Origin of the sequence: Streptomyces sp. sk2.1, from assembly GCF_008120935.1 — a bacterium.
In the GTDB taxonomy this organism is placed as follows: domain Bacteria; phylum Actinomycetota; class Actinomycetes; order Streptomycetales; family Streptomycetaceae; genus Streptomyces.
This window is the reverse complement of sequence record NZ_RDBO01000056.1, coordinates 83464-97636: the sequence shown is the minus strand read 5'-3', so window position 1 is coordinate 97636 and position 14173 is coordinate 83464. Positions and strand designations below refer to the sequence as shown.

Here is a 14173-nt window from a genome sequence, read left to right as displayed (position 1 = left end):
GCGGCGCAGGTCACGTAGCGCTTTCGTGTTCGGACAGACGACAGGCATCCCCGACAGGTCGGCGGTCAGTTTGCCCGGACCAGTCGATAACCGACCTCGGGGAACAGGCACATCGCCAGGAGGAAGTACACGCCGACCCGCGAGGGCAGATCACGCAATCGGCGCTGTACGGCCCTGGTCTCGGACAAGACCCCATCGACGAGTTCGAACGGCACGACCGGCGTCAGCGCTCCCAGATGTCCGGGAGCGAACCGCCCCGCGGCCACAGTCACCGTACGGGTGATGGCCGACAATGCCGGTGACGAGACAGAATGAACAGGCAACGGAGCTCCTTGCGGTACAAGCTGTCCTGGACGACTGCCTGTACCAACGGGCTCCGTTGCTCTGTGGGCAGGAGTTCTTCAAATCCCTTGCGTGACCTGTGGAAACGCTAACTGCCCGGCCTTGGGGAAACTTCAGACGAAGCCACTCCCCGATGGGGCCACCGTCCCCTCCCCGTCGATCCCCGTGGTGCAGCCCGCGGCAACACTCGGTATTGCTCCGAACGCGGCGAGTGCCCCATCGGCCGGGAGTTGGAGAGAAGGTGGCTGCACCGTCGAACGCGACTACCGCGTCCGGCCCCGCTGACCCCGCTGACCCCGCGGCCCGGGAATGGCGGGGAGCGGCTCCACCTGCGCTTCTCCTGCTCAGCAGGCGCGCCCGGTGATGGGGCGGGAAGATGGGATCGTCCGGGCCCGTCGGTCGGCTGGAGGAGCGGACATGGAGATCAAGCCTCAGGCGGTCGTCCTCCCCAAGGAGACGGATCATCTCGAACAGGGGAAGTACGGGCCCGTTTTCCCCAGGACTCCGGCATGTTACGGGTTCACCATCGTCGCGCGGGTCAAGCCCGGCCACGCCGATGCGATGCGCCAGTACGGCCACGCGCTGGCCGAAGCGCTCGAACAGGACCCCTACCTTCTCGCGCCGCTGAAGCTGCACTACCTCCGCTGGGTGCTCTTCGACGACGACACCCGCTTCATGTACCAGGGAATCTTCGACACCGACTTCGACAAGTACACCGAGGACGCCATCGCGCTGTTCTCGAAGGCGGGCGTGAGCACGGCGTTCGAGCATCTGGAGGGGTTCCCGGAGGACTGGCGGACCAACCCGGAGGCGTTCGTCAGGTTCGTCCGTGAGCACCACTGTCCGAGCTTCATCGAGTACGGGGAGTATCCGTACGTGACTGCGGACGAGATCAAGAAGGCGTTGCGGATCAAGAGCGCTCTGTCAGAGATGCTCGACCAGATGCAGTGAGGGCTGGGAGCTGGGCGATGAGCGAGACCAGAACCGCGCGGGTCTACAACCAGCGGCACATTCCCCGGAAGTACACGCCCGCGGGACGGCGAGTGAGCGTCTACGTCTCGTGGAGCTACCCGGCCGAGGCGGGCCGGAACGCGGCCGAGCTGGACAACCGATTCTCCACCCTGACGGAGGTGCGCCGGGTGGCGTGGCCGGCCTATGAGGATCCGAAGTGGTCGGACCCCTATCGGTTCCAGCAGGGCATCGCGGGGTCGCTGGAGTTGTTCTTCTGGGCCTGGGTGCCGTTCCAGGATTTCGTCGAGGAGGTCACCGGGCATCCCGTCCCGGTCTACCAGCGCATCGACCAGGCCGGTTTCCGCACCCCGCTCGATGAGCGGGTGCTCGATGACACGGACGTCCTGTTCGTCTTCGGACTGGACCACATGATCACCGGGCAGGAAGCCGAGCCGGGGGAGATCGAGGCGCTGCGGGCCTTTCTCGCCCGGGAGGACGCCCGCCTGGTCCTGGGGCCCCACCACGACGTCGGCGCGTCGGACGAGCTGTCCGTGCGGGAGGTGGAGTACCGCCACCACGGCGATCCCCTGGTGCCTCGCCAGCAGCGGTTCGCCACCTACGTCAGGGATCTGATGAAGGGCCTGGGCGTGCCGGTCATCAACCGGTACGGGCTGCGTCCCGCCACCGGTGCGGACAACCGGATCGCCCCTCTGTCGACCGTCCCGGACCTGGATGACCAGGGGTGGCTGAACGGGGTGACGAACTTCAACTTCCACATGCACCTGCCGCACTACGCGGTGACCAGTGATGATCCGAAGGCCGTCCATGTGCTGGCCCGGCAGCCGATCGACACCTCCCGGCCCCATCCGTTCACCGACGACGGGAACACCGAGTTCAACATGTTCCTGTGGATGCCCCCGGCCGACGACCGCGCGGCCGATGTGCTGCTGGCCGACTCCACGATCTTCAGCACGCTCTTCGGTGCCGACGACAGTCTGCGGAATTTCTGGCGCAACCTCGTTACGTAGCGACGTCGCAGGGAGGCCGACGTGAGCGCATCCACCCACGTCACACTCGAACTCGACGACATCCAGCGCGGGATCCTCAGCCCACGCCCCACTCCGTACGCGGCCACGTACCTGGTCTTCCGCATCGACGACCGCTCCCAGGGCCGGGAGCTGATGCGACGGGCGAGCGCGGCGGCGACCTCAGCCGCCGACACCTCCAGCCCCCGGGGGGACACCTGGGTCAGTGTCGCCGTCACCTACTGGGGCCTTGAGGCTCTCGGGGTACCGCGCTCCTCGCTGGAGTCGTTCGCCTGGGAGTTCCGGCAGGGCATGGCGGCACGTGCCCGAGCACTGCTCGACGAGGGAGCCAGCAGCCCGCTGCACTGGGAAGCACCGCTCGGCACCCGCGACGTCCATGTGGTGATCACAGCGGTCGCACCCGACCTTCCGCGCCTGGAAGAGGCCATCGACCGAGCCCGCCCCGCCTACGACCGCCTGCCCGGCGTGACGGCGATCTGGCGGCAGGACTGCTACGCGCTGCCCACCGAGAAGGAACACTTCGGCTACCTCGACGGCGTCAGTCACCCGGCCGTCGAAGGCAGCGGCATCCCGGGGTCCAACAGGCTGGAAGCGCCCCTGAAGAGCGGGGAGTTCGTCCTCGGCTACCCGGATGAGATCGGCGGCCTCCAGACGCCGCAGCCGGCCGTGCTCGGCCGCAACGGCAGTTATGCGGCCTTCCGCAAGCTCCACCAGGACGTCGCCGCGTTCAGACGGTATCTGAGGGACAACTCCACCGGCGAGCGGGACGAGGAACTGATCGCCGCGAAGATCATGGGGCGCTGGCGCAGCGGGGCCCCTTTGGCGCTCGCCCCGGAGCACGACGATCCCGCCCTCGGCGCCGACCCCCACCGGCGTAACACCTTCCTGTACGAGCAGGACGATCCGACAGGATTCACCACTCCCGGCAGCTGCCACATCCGCCGGGCCAACCCGCGCGACGCCTCAGTGGCCGGGGAGGTACGGCTGCACCGCATGATCCGGCGCGGCGCCGTCTACGGCCCGCCACTGCCCGAAGGCGTGCTGGAGGACGACGGAGCGGACCGGGGCCTGATGTTCGCGTTCATCGGCGCCCACCTGGGCCGACAGTTCGAGTTCGTCCAGTCGCAGTGGATGAACGACGGCGTCTTCTTCGGGGCCGGCATCACGAAGGACCCCGTCGTCGGCGCCGCGGACGGGGAGACGGGCTACACCATCCCCCGGCGGCCCGTGCGGCGCCGCCTCGCCCCACTGCCCCGGTTCGTCGTCACCCGTGGAGGCGAGTACTGCTTCCTGCCGAGCCTCAGCGCGTTGCGCTGGCTCGGGGACCTCCACGACTGACAGGGTGGACAAGCGTCATGGACACCCTGCATCTCGTCCTCAACGCGGTCACCGTCATCTTCATCGCGGCAACCATGTTCGCCGCCGGCCTGCGTGCCACCGTCCCAGCACTGCGCGGCGTCTTCACCGACGTCCCCCTGCTGTCGCTGGCGCTGATCGCCAACATGGTGGTCATCCCGCTGCTCGGCTGGGGCATCGGCGCACTGTTCAGTCTCCCTTCGACCGCCTTCATCGCCCTCGTCCTGATCGCCTCGTCCCCGGGCGGCCCCTTCGGGGCGAAACTGGCGACCGTGCAGCAGGGCGACATCGTCGCGGGCGCGGCGATGCAGGTACTGCTCGCCTCCCTCGGCAGCCTCACCTTCGCCCCCACGGCCAACGCCATCCTCACCGCCGCCGACATCGGCACCACGGTCTCCCTCGACGTCGGCGCGCTGGTGCGAACGGTGGCACTGCTGCAGCTCGTCCCGTTCGCCATCGGCCTGCTCCTGCGCCACTACGCCGAACCCACCGCACGGGCATGGCACCCCACGACAGCCGCCGTCTCCAACGTCACCTTCCTGATCGTGCTGGCGGGCATGCTGCTCGGCAGCTGGCACGACGTCGCCGACCTCTTCGGCTCACTCGCCCTGCTCGCGGGCTTCCTGCTCGCCGTCTTCGCCTTCGCCGTGGGAACCCTGCTGGCCGTCGGTCCGACGACGCGCCGCACCACCATGGGCGGTGTCGCCTCGGTCCGCAACGCCGGCCCCGCCCTGGCCGCCATCGGCCTCGCCTTCGCCGACCAGCCAGCCGTCCTGGGCGCACTCGCCGCAATCCTCCTCAGCGGCCTCGCGGCAGCCCTCCCGATCGCCACTCTGCTCAGCAGGCACAGGAAGGCCCCAGACGCCGCCCCTTAAAACGTCCTGGACACCTGCCCTGTGCTACAGCCAGGAGCCACCGGGCGAGCTGCAGCCGTAGTCATGAGAATCGCCGGTTCGGCCAACCGGCGATCCGCTGCTGCGTTGCCGCGCCGTTTCGGCGCTCAGATTGCCCGATGGGTTATGGGCGTCTCTGCCTTTCGAGCGGGCCGACGGAGCTGGGCCGGCTGACATGCGGTGACGCGTAGCCTGCTCCTCGTCGGCCGCCTTCGCTCCCGACTGCCACCTGGATCGCCGGAGTGACGGTGATCACGGACGCCCTTCGGAGGGTGCTGCGTAGGCTTGTGCCGTCGTCGTGGCGGGCTCTGGGTGAGTGCTGAGCCTTCCTGCCGGTCGCCTGGCGATTCATCAGGAAAGTCGGCAAGTGGTCAGCATGAGTCCTGGAAAATCTGAGGAAAGCTGCCCGAACCTGCGACTCGTTGTAGGGTAGAAAACCGCCCTTGACCTGCAAAAACGCAGGCAGGGAGCCGTCTTCCAGGAGTCCAACATGCTGCGCACCATGTTCAAGTCCAAGATCTAGCGCTTGGGTGTTCTTGCAGGTCAGCGGCGTGATGGCCCTGCTCGGGTCAGCAAACGGTCAGCATCGGGCGCAGGAGCGTCCCAGCTTGCTGACCTGGTGGCCGCCGTGACGGGTGACCTCGACAGGTCTCTGGCTCCCGCTTGGAACGTTCGCTGCGTACTCGACAGGTCGACCGCGGCATGGGTCCTGACCTCGCCCGCCCCGGTTTCCTTCTCGTCCACTGTGCCGGCGTCATGGGCCTCGGCTTCGCCGCCGTCGTCACTTCCGACAGAGACACCGAAGCCGTAGCCGGTCCCACTGCGGCGGCCTCCGCGTGACCTGCTGTGTCATGATCACCCGTGCCCGCGGGCGGGGCTGGTCCTGGGTCGGCAGGGCGGCCGGTTGCCGCGCCACCTGGGGCCTGCGCGGGTAGACGATGATGCGCTGAGCGCGCCCTGGGTGGGATGTCCGAGGGAGTGGCGAGCGGCTGCCCGACCCGTACGTACGACAGGGGAGCCCCGTATCCACCATGCCGCCGCCTCCCAGCAGCGATACTGGATGCATGGACACGACGATCACCGCCCCCCGCGCCGAGGTGCTGCGGGACCGCTACCGCAGCCGACTGCCCGAGCGCTTGCAGGAGCTGGCCGGCCCCGTCGAGGGCAACGTGGACCTGCCGCTCCATATCGTCTGGTCCGGGCGGACGAGCTACAGCCTGGACCGTCCGAAGTCCCGCATGACGCTCTACCGGACCGTCCTCGCCGAAGGACTGAGCGAGGACCTGGTGGCCCTCCTGCACCACCGGCTGCTCACCGAGCAGTGGCCCGTGCTGCGGCGCTTGATCAGTCCCTGCATCCGCGAGGTCTGGGAGGACGCCTTCCCCGAGCTGCTCGGCACCGCTCCGGCCGACACGGCCGCCGCGTGAAGCTCACTCCGCTCCACGAGCGTCTCCTCGCCGACATCCTCGACCTCGGCTCCCCCTACCCTCTGGTTCTCACCGGCGGATATGCCGTGCAGGCCCACGGCCTGGTCGAACGCTTCAGCCGCGACCTTGACGTCGCCACCGAGAACCCCGCTCCGATGCAGGAGATCGTCGCCTCACTCACAGCAGGTCTCAGCGCGCGCGGATGGCGGACCACGCACGTCCAGACCGATTCGCTCAGCGGCCGGTTCCTCGTCACCGATCCGGACACTGGCGAGGAGTGCGAGGTCGACGTTCTCAAGGAGGCGTTCTGGGCTCCACCAGCCCAGACCCCCTACGGTCCCGTTCTTTCCCTCGACGACGTGATCGGCACCAAGGTCCGTGCCCTCGCCGACCGCGGCACCGTCCGCGACCTCATCGACGTCCAGGCTGCCTCCCGCCACCGCTCCACCGCCGACCTCGAGTCCCTGGGTCGCCGTCGAGCCCATGACGAGTTCAGCCTCGAAGACCTCCGGGACCGGCTGATCGGCGCGGACTGGTACGAGGATGAGGACTACACCGCGTACGGGCTCACCTCCCGGCAGATCGAAGAACTCAAGGCGTGGGCGCTGGAGTGGGCGGAGGATCTGGGTGCGCGGATCCATGACGAGAACGCCTGAGCTTGACTCTGTCGGGGATCTTGGAGTTTCCCGGTGCGGCATCATGATCAACGGGCATGCTCGGGGCTGTTCCGCAGGCCTGTGTAGCTGTTGAGGTGTCCGTTGTCGCTCCGTTTCCGTTCCGGTGAGCAAGTTCCTTCTCCGGCCGCGCAGATCGCACGGGCGAGCAACCCGGACGGCACCACGGTGATGTGGCTGCGTGACCGGCTGGACGGGTTGTGGCAGGACGGGGATTTCGCCGGCTGGTATCCGCGCGACGGGCTTCCGGGTTCCTCGCCTGCCCAGCTGGCCACCGTCTGCGTGCTGCAGTTCCTGCTCGGCCTGTCGGACCGGCAGGCGGCGGAAGCGGTCCGCTGCCGCATCGACTTCAAGTACGCCCTGGCCATGGAGCTGGATGATCCCGGCTTCCACCACAGCGTGCTGTCTGATTTCCGTGAGCGCCTCGCCCAGGACGACCGTGCCGACCGTCTCCTCGATCTGGCGCTCGCGCGCCTGAAGGAGGCCGGACTCGTGCGCGAGCGCATCACGCAGCGCACCGATTCCACCCATGTCCTGGCCGCGGTGCGCGACCTGACCGGCTGGAACTGGTCACCGAGGCGGTCCGCGCCGCGCTGGAGGAAGTCGCCCGCACAGCCGGACATCTGCTGGTCGGCCTGGTGGACGAGGACTGGGGGCGCCGCTACGGCCGTCCGATCCGCTTAGGCAAGAACCCCACCCGGCCCAAGACCAGGATCCTTGCCGTCGGCGACGACGCATGCCGGCTGCTGGAGCACCTCCACCGGCACGGATCGGGCTATCGGCCCGGCCCGCAGGCCGAGGCACTGCAACAGATCATTGTGCAGAACTACTACCGCGACACGGCAGGCCGCCTGTGCTGGCGCACTGCTGATAACGGCGGGCTGCCGCCCTCCTCCTCGGCGATCGTCTCGCCCTACGACACCACGGCGTGCTATGTCCGTCACGGGCACATCATCCGTCGGAAGGGGGTCGCCGCGCATGTCACCGAGATGTGTGCCTCCGACAGCGTCAACGTGATCACGGACATGGCCACCACCTCGGCCGCCACGAACGACGCCCAGGCCCTGCCTGGCATCCCCACCCGCCTGGCGCGGGCTGCTGCCCGCCGAGCACCTGGTCGACGGCGGCTACACCTCCCTGGTCCCCCTGGAACGAGCCCAGCGGGAACACCAGATCACCGTCAGCGGGCCACTGCCGGGCAACCCCACCCGCCAGCACCGTAGGAACGAAGGCTTCGACCGGGACGACTTCCACATCGACTTCGACCGCCGGCAAGTCACCTGCCCGCAGAGTCAGGTCAGCCAGGGCTGGCACGGCCCCTACCCGACCTCCTCACCCACCGCCGCCCCGTTGATCGTGGCGCGGTTCACCAAGAGCCAGTGCCAGCCGTGTCCGGACCGTCCCCGGTGCGCCAGTTCCCGCGAGGGCGCCCAGAACGTGGGCTTTCCCCCACGAGAACTCCGCGACCTGCAAGTCCGCGTCCGCACAGAGCAGCAGACATTCGACTGGAAGGCCCGCTACGCGGTCCGCTCAGGAGCGGAGGGCACCATCAACGAGTTCGCCCACGGACACGGCATGCGCCACTGCCGCTACCGAGGACAGCCGAAAGCCCACCTGCAACACGTACTCACGGCCATCGCCGTGAACATCGAGCGACTCAGCGGCCGGTCAGTTACCGAGGAAACCTCTTCACCGACGCCGCCGACCGCCTTCCAGGCCTTCCTGGACCAGCACGGGATCCCCCGGTCGAAGTCCTGGCGAACCCTTGGAAGCTGACCCCGATATCAAGATCCCCGACAGAGTCAAGCTTACGGAAGGCGGTACGTCTTTCCGTCCGGTTGCGCAGGGCCTCCCTCGTCCTCGATGGGGAACTGGTGGCCGTGCAGCCGGTAGACCATCTCGTCTGGCGCAGCCAGCATCCGTGCCTGCCGCCAGGCTGCATCGAATGACAGGTGGCTGCCCGCTTCGCGTCGCAGGCGAAGCGCACGCCAGGAAGAGAGGGGAGCCAGGACGATCCGCCACAGAGCCAGGCTCATTCCTTGCGCTGTCCTTCCGCTGCACCAGGAGAAGGGACGGAGGCGTCGTCCGACGCGTCATCGCCCTTCAGCTTCTGGAGCGCATCGCAGAGCGCGAGCATGGCCCGGTTCTGCAGTTCGATGTCGTTGAAGCCCTGGCCGACCTTTTCCCACTGGTCGAGCATGGGCTGCCACCATTCGTCAGCCGCGACCATCCACCGTGCCAGCCGCTGCCATTCGGCAACCTGCTCAGCGCCCGGCCAATCGCACTGCTGCTCGATTCGGTCCAGCACGAAAAGGTCGGGCTGCTCGTACAGGTTCGTGCGCAGGAACCGCAGCCGCCGTACCCGTGCCTCGTCAGCCTGCTGTTGAGCAAGGTCCTCCAGTGCGCTCTCCGAGAGCGCCAGTTCCACACGGGCAGCCAGGCACCGGTACCCGGTGGCGCGGGTGTGTTCTGGGGCGCCGAGCTCGGCGTTGATGGTGTCCTGCGCGGTGCGCACCTCGATGGCTGGGAAGAGCTGCGCAACTTCGCCGGCCCACGCTAGGGTCCGGCTGAGTACGAGGTCTTCGAGATTGGGCCGGGCCCGTAACGCGGGGCGCCACTCGATCGTGAACGTGGCCTGGAAGTGGATACCGGGGGTCGCGCAGCGGAGCATCCGTGGCTGGGTGCAGTGGATCGTGCGGGCCCGGCGCTGCCAGAACCACCTCATGCCGGGTCCCTGTTGAGCTGAATCACCGTGCGGACGCGCGGGTCTACGAGGCGGTCCCAGAAGTCGTTGGCCGCGTTCGTCTCCCCGTCGACTGAGACGTGCTCCAGTGCCTGCATCAGGCTCACGGAAGCTTTGAAGATCTTCTGGCCGCGCAGGACAGGGAGCAACCCGTCGCGGACGCGGGCGTAGTTGCTGGGGTCGGTTGCCGACTGCCTGATCCATGTGGTGAGGCGGTTGATGGCGTCCGGCGCGGTGGCGATGTCTCCCAACAGGTCCTGCAGTGCCCGCTTCACGTCCACTTCGGACGGGACTTCATTGGACAGCAGCCACGGGATGGTGGTGCCCGGCGCGGACATCAGAGCCAGGAAGGCCGCAGTGCCAGCACCTCGAGACCGACCCGACTGCTGCCATGCGCGGACCTCGGTGATGAGCCGGGCCACCCCGGCGGGGTGTTGCGCCTGCTCGACGAAGGCTTTGAGAGCATCAGACCAGGCTGATTCGTGCCCGCTGTTGGCGGCTCGCCGCAGCCGGACCATAGCCATCCTGGCCTGAGAAGACGTGACATCCGGGGAGTTCAGGACCTGTCGGCAGGCGGTCACCACCGTAGTCGCACGTTCCTTGCCTGATGCCCAGCCGTACAGAATGCCCCACGCTTGGCGGCCGATATGCTCGTCCTGCACTGCCTGGACCAAGAGGGCGCTGAGGAGTGCCTCCTTCACCGAGTAGGTCTGGGTGCCGAGTTGTACGAGGTGGTCGACGTTCCCGTGCCGCAGGGTCAGAGCGGCGATGGCGTCCACGACATGTTCGTTCGCCTCGCTGTCTTCCCCGGACGTGATCCACTTCAGCAAGGGCTCGCGCATGACCTCGTAGTTGTCCCAGACGTAGGTCAGGACGGCCCTGCCGTAGCCGGGTTGGTCGAAGACGACTTCGTCGTGGGTGCCAACTCCGGCTCCGGCATCGACGACACGGCGGCGCAACCCGCGGCTGGCGAATGCTGCACTTGTCGTCGAGGCGAAGCCGCTCTCGCCGACGTCGGCGCTGATGATTTGCTGCAGGTCCCGGGTGGCCTTGGCCACTACGGGCATTGGAGCGGATTGGTGCACAGCGAGGGCCAGCAGGAGGCAGCGGTCCTCCAGCGGCAGTGACGTGTCCTTGCCTCCATACACGGAGACTGTCTCTCCGAACAGGATGTCGAGTTTGTCCCGCCAGTCAGACAGGGCGGACGCGATCCGTTCGGCAAGCCCGGCATCGAGCGCGGACCACGACGACGGGACGTCCATGGGGAGCGAGGAATTGGTCAGCCGTTCGTGTTCCCGCCACGCGAGCACGACTGAGTCCGCCACACGGACCGCTTCCACGGCGTCGAGACGGCTTAGCGAAGCCTTGGTCTTGTCGGCGGAGTGAAGGTAGGCAATCAGACCGGGAGCCTTGCGAGCCCGCAGCCGGGCCTCCACGACACTCTGGGCCGACGGCGGCTCGTTGAGATGGACGACGTGAATGCCTGACTGTACCGGGACGTAGGGATCAGTCCAGAGGTCCTTGGCCACGTTCAGGACGAGGTAGGAGCCCAGCTTTTCGAGCAGCCCGGCATGCTGTTCGAGCATGGTGAGGAAGTCGGCTGAGACCCGGTCGTGGTTGGGGTCCTTGAGGTCGACCTGGTAGGCATGGCGCTCCTCGGCGGGAAGCCAGCCCACTTTGGGTGTCTTCCAGTCCGCGTCCAGTTTCACGATGTCGGTGTCCTCGGCCGTGTGCCGGGCGAGGAGGTGAAGGGCCAGGGTGGTCGATCCGTACGACCGCGGGGCCACAATGATCAGGACGTGCTTTCGCGGGTGTAACCCCGCCGGATCCAGAGCCTGCTGCCACGTCCCGGCCCATTGGCCTTCGCGGACGATCGGCTCCTGCTTGATCCGGTGACGAGGAAGAGTGGGGCCTTCGAGGACTCCCTGCTTGCGGGTCTCATTGATGATCTTGTCGGCGTGGTTGACGAAAAACTCCGGACGGTTCACCGTGATCGGCGCCGGCCCGGTGTCCGGGACGGGGGGCACGACGAGCGCTGCCGGGTGGGCCTGGCCTCCACCAGCGGCCTCCGTGCCTTGAGTAGCGTTACTGCTTGGGTCCGGCGGCCATGGAGCCATGCCATCTGCTCCCGTTGACGGAGAATCGGGCTCGTCGGGATGGCGGGGCGGAAGAAGAGGACGGTCATCGGACATGCGCTCTCTGGTTCCTTTCGATGCGGCTCGGTGCGACGGCACGGGCAGGGTCAGATCCGGCGCCGGTCGATGCGCATCGTTCCGACCTTGTTGATCACGGTGGTGTCGGTCATTTCGCCGTTGAACTGGAAGACGGCGCCAGCCGGGTTATTCGGGCTGGCCGACGATGTCGGCGCAGTTGTTCCACCCCCACCTCCGAGCGGCTCCGGGCTGATGAGCGGGGCGAGGGCTTGCGGTGTCATCTGAGGTACGAATAGCCAGCACGGCTCCTCGAATGCCTTGCCGTGCACCCGCGCCGTGGCGCGGAGGAAGCGTTCCTTGTCGAGGTCCGGTGTGCGTCCCGCACGGACGGTCCGCCGGAACGCAGCCTCTGAGACGACGGCGGCCAGAAAGCCACCCCGATGTTCCCGGGCCATGGTGAGGCCCGCGCGCACGACCTGGCTGTCGAGCAGTCGGCACACCTCGTTGATGGCATCGCCACGGTGGTCGGGCAGGGAGAGCGGACCGACGTGCACAGAGGCACGCAATCGGATCGCCGGTGCGCTGGCGGGCCGTTCACGGTCGTACTGGACGAGCGCTGTGTGCACGTGTTCCAGCAGTGGGTCGACCAGCCGTGCGATGTCCTTGGCCGGCATAACGAAGATGGCCCCATCACCGGTGTCCTTGTATGCACCGGGCCGGTCTCGTGGATTCCGCAGCCCAACGTGGGCCAGCACATTGGTGAGGACGCCGTCCAGGTCCGAACGGACAGGCGCCATCTTCGCTTCCGGAATCTGGCTGTAGCCCTGCATATCCACGGCGAAGAGCGCCTGCTCCGGAGGCACGTTGACGAACGAAGGTGAAGCAAGGGGCATGCTGCCACGGACCTTTCGGTTACGACGGAGGAATTGAGTGCCCCATGCTGATCGGTCTGGAGGCGCCCTGGTGCCCACTACTGGGCACTACCCGGGTGCAGCCGGTCACATCGTGCTGCGGGCGTGGGCCACGATCGATGTGATGTCGTGGATCAGGAGTCCACCGCTCGGATCCGTCTCCAGCCAGCCCTTTTCCCGCCACGGCTTGATCGCCGCACCGACGGCGTTGCGGGATGCACCGATCATCTGGGAGAGATCTTCCTGAGTCAGTCGGACACTGACCGCTGGCTGATTAGTCGCAGCCGCATCCACAAGCCGGCGAAGGGCACCCGCCAGGCGTACGGGAACACACGCGGTGGCGAGTTCGAGCCTGACAGCCTCGGACTCCCTGACTTGCGCGATCGCATGGCGTAGCAACGGGTTGAGCAGGCCGTTGCTCTCGACAAATGAAAGGAAATCGGGGGCCGGAATGAGGTGCACGTGGCAGGATTCCGCGGCAATCACAGAAGCCGAGCGGGGCTGCGCATCCAGGACGGCCAGTTCGCCGAGCAGCTCACCAGGGCCGCGTATCGCGAGCAAAGCCCGTTCCCCGTTCGGCCCCGTCAGCGTCACGAGGGTCGACCCCGAGGCCAGCAGGACCACATGGGTGCCGGGATCCCCCTGCCGCAGGAGGACGCTGCGGGCAGGGCGCACCCGCATGGGGGCGAGGCCACGCAATTGCGACCACAGACTCTCGCCGATCACTGTCATGTGCGACTGATGTATATCCCCCCAAACGTAGGGACCAACCCATAGAGGGTGAGATTTTCAGGACGCGAGGAAGGTGAGCAACAGGACCAATCCGGCCATACTGATTGCGGCCACGGTGAGATCGACGGCTACCTTGACCGCCCGGAACTTTTGGCGTGCGAGGGTGGTCAGAACGGCCTCGCGTTCCGGTAACTCGGTGCAGCTCACCGGACGTCGCGGGACGGATGCCGACGAGTTCCTGCTTCCGCTGCCTCCGCCGACGAACTCCTCACGCCAAACGAGCCCGTCGTCCTTGGGGAAGATGGGGCGCAGGGCGATTAGTGCCGATACCAGGGCTGCCCCGAGCAATGCGCCCACCAGTGCCGCAGCCACACTGAGCATGCGCGACGAGTTGACCGGTGTGGACAGTGCCGTCCCCGCTGTGATCGCAAGTAGTGCACCGGTGACTCCGCTCAGTGCCGTCGCTTTCGTATCCGCACGCTGCACCTCGACGAACATCCTGTTCTCGCCACTCGTGGGCACACCGGTCGTAGTCGAGACGTGCAGCGGGACGGTCTGAGGCTCGGATTCTTCCACTGCCTTCTCCTTTCGTTGCCTTGCGGCTTGGAGTAGCAGTCTGGGCAAGCGGCCGGAACGCAGCTGCCCACCAAGTGGTAGCGATCGCGATTGATCGGTCACAGTCCGGGACTCGGTTTGTTTGAATCACACGACTGCCCGGATCGTGTGCTTCACAGGCGCCGGTGGGGCATCAGCCAGTCGCAGGTCCACTCGACCGCCTAGTGTTTCCATACCGGATGGCGCCTCCGGCTGCCAGGTGTGTTGAACGACTTCCAGGTCGATGCGGAGGACGGCCCTGTGCTCGACGAGGTGCTTGCCTGTCGCATCGTCAGATTAGGTCAGCATGAGCCCCCGGCACACACCGAGACAGGTGCCTGGTCGGCGATA

15 protein-coding genes are annotated in these 14173 nt (G+C 67.1%); 9 read left to right on the top strand and 6 right to left on the bottom strand.

Going from position 1 to position 14173, the window contains the following annotated elements:
- Positions 1-65 precede the first annotated feature (65 nt).
- Complete coding sequence (locus EAO76_RS46445; protein WP_262375630.1) at positions 66-188, bottom strand: transposase domain-containing protein; 123 nt, start codon at positions 186-188, stop codon at positions 66-68.
- Between the two features lie 571 nt (positions 189-759).
- Here EAO76_RS46445 and EAO76_RS21265 point away from each other — a divergent pair.
- The 9 genes from EAO76_RS21265 (at position 760) to EAO76_RS46430 (ending at position 8465) form a co-directional block, all read left to right on the top strand.
- Positions 760-1293: a hypothetical protein gene (locus tag EAO76_RS21265; protein ID WP_148837540.1), complete on the top strand. Its 534-nt coding sequence runs from the start codon at positions 760-762 to the stop codon at positions 1291-1293.
- Between the two features lie 17 nt (positions 1294-1310).
- The gene (locus EAO76_RS21260) at positions 1311-2321 is read left to right on the top strand and encodes a hypothetical protein (RefSeq protein ID WP_187438725.1); all 1011 of its coding nucleotides are present in this window, start codon (positions 1311-1313) and stop codon (positions 2319-2321) included.
- A 21-nt stretch (positions 2322-2342) separates the two neighbouring features.
- Positions 2343-3677 carry a Dyp-type peroxidase gene (locus EAO76_RS21255; RefSeq protein ID WP_148837539.1) on the top strand — a complete coding sequence of 445 codons (1335 nt, stop codon included), beginning with the start codon at positions 2343-2345 and terminating at the stop codon, positions 3675-3677.
- A gap of 17 nt (positions 3678-3694) precedes the next feature.
- Complete coding sequence (locus EAO76_RS21250; protein WP_148837538.1) at positions 3695-4570, top strand: bile acid:sodium symporter family protein; 876 nt, start codon at positions 3695-3697, stop codon at positions 4568-4570.
- 1082 nt (positions 4571-5652) lie between these two features.
- Complete coding sequence (locus EAO76_RS21245) at positions 5653-6015, top strand: hypothetical protein (RefSeq protein WP_148837537.1); 363 nt, start codon at positions 5653-5655, stop codon at positions 6013-6015.
- Positions 6012-6671 carry a nucleotidyl transferase AbiEii/AbiGii toxin family protein gene (locus tag EAO76_RS21240; protein WP_148837536.1) on the top strand — a complete coding sequence of 220 codons (660 nt, stop codon included), beginning with the start codon at positions 6012-6014 and terminating at the stop codon, positions 6669-6671. The genes EAO76_RS21245 and EAO76_RS21240 overlap by 4 nt, the downstream gene beginning before the upstream one ends.
- A 102-nt stretch (positions 6672-6773) precedes the next feature.
- The gene (locus tag EAO76_RS46440) at positions 6774-7373 is read left to right on the top strand and encodes a transposase (protein WP_262375629.1); all 600 of its coding nucleotides are present in this window, start codon (positions 6774-6776) and stop codon (positions 7371-7373) included.
- Entirely contained in the window at positions 7328-7912 is a 585-nt protein-coding gene (locus tag EAO76_RS46435) for a hypothetical protein (RefSeq protein ID WP_262375632.1), read from the top strand. The genes EAO76_RS46440 and EAO76_RS46435 overlap by 46 nt, the downstream gene beginning before the upstream one ends.
- On the top strand, positions 7803-8465 hold the full coding sequence (locus EAO76_RS46430; protein ID WP_316248361.1) for a transposase: 663 nt from the start codon (positions 7803-7805) through the stop codon (positions 8463-8465). Before EAO76_RS46435 ends, EAO76_RS46430 begins: the two co-directional genes overlap by 110 nt.
- A gap of 256 nt (positions 8466-8721) precedes the next feature.
- Here the strand turns inward: EAO76_RS46430 and EAO76_RS21225 are convergent, their stop codons facing one another.
- The 5 genes from EAO76_RS21225 to EAO76_RS21205 form a co-directional block, all read right to left on the bottom strand.
- Positions 8722-9414, bottom strand: coding sequence for a hypothetical protein (locus EAO76_RS21225; protein ID WP_148837534.1), 693 nt, complete (start codon positions 9412-9414; stop codon positions 8722-8724).
- Positions 9411-11624: a hypothetical protein gene (locus EAO76_RS21220; RefSeq protein ID WP_148837533.1), complete on the bottom strand. Its 2214-nt coding sequence runs from the start codon at positions 11622-11624 to the stop codon at positions 9411-9413. Before EAO76_RS21220 ends, EAO76_RS21225 begins: the two co-directional genes overlap by 4 nt.
- 50 nt (positions 11625-11674) lie before the next feature.
- Positions 11675-12478 (bottom strand): hypothetical protein, encoded by an 804-nt coding sequence (locus tag EAO76_RS21215; RefSeq protein ID WP_262375628.1) that lies wholly within the window; start codon positions 12476-12478, stop codon positions 11675-11677.
- A gap of 105 nt (positions 12479-12583) precedes the next feature.
- Positions 12584-13228, bottom strand: a complete 645-nt coding sequence (locus EAO76_RS21210; protein ID WP_148837532.1) for a Crp/Fnr family transcriptional regulator — start codon at positions 13226-13228, stop codon at positions 12584-12586.
- A 57-nt stretch (positions 13229-13285) separates the two neighbouring features.
- On the bottom strand, positions 13286-13804 hold the full coding sequence (locus EAO76_RS21205) for a hypothetical protein (RefSeq protein WP_148837531.1): 519 nt from the start codon (positions 13802-13804) through the stop codon (positions 13286-13288).
- Positions 13805-14173 lie beyond the last annotated feature (369 nt).

What these genes read in the sequence shown, in the direction of transcription:
- EAO76_RS21265 (WP_148837540.1), top strand. Translation starts at nt 760, where the DNA reads ATGGAGATCAAGCCTCAGGCGGTCGTCCTCCCCAAGGAGACGGATCAT.
- EAO76_RS21260 (WP_187438725.1), top strand. Translation starts at nt 1,311, where the DNA reads ATGAGCGAGACCAGAACCGCGCGGGTCTACAACCAGCGGCACATTCCC.
- EAO76_RS21250 (WP_148837538.1), top strand. Translation starts at nt 3,695, where the DNA reads ATGGACACCCTGCATCTCGTCCTCAACGCGGTCACCGTCATCTTCATC.
- EAO76_RS21245 (WP_148837537.1), top strand. Translation starts at nt 5,653, where the DNA reads ATGGACACGACGATCACCGCCCCCCGCGCCGAGGTGCTGCGGGACCGC.
- EAO76_RS21225 (WP_148837534.1), bottom strand. Translation starts at nt 9,414, where the DNA reads ATGAGGTGGTTCTGGCAGCGCCGGGCCCGCACGATCCACTGCACCCAG.
- EAO76_RS21220 (WP_148837533.1), bottom strand. Translation starts at nt 11,624, where the DNA reads ATGTCCGATGACCGTCCTCTTCTTCCGCCCCGCCATCCCGACGAGCCC.
- EAO76_RS21215 (WP_262375628.1), bottom strand. Translation starts at nt 12,478, where the DNA reads ATGCCCCTTGCTTCACCTTCGTTCGTCAACGTGCCTCCGGAGCAGGCG.
- EAO76_RS21210 (WP_148837532.1), bottom strand. Translation starts at nt 13,228, where the DNA reads ATGACAGTGATCGGCGAGAGTCTGTGGTCGCAATTGCGTGGCCTCGCC.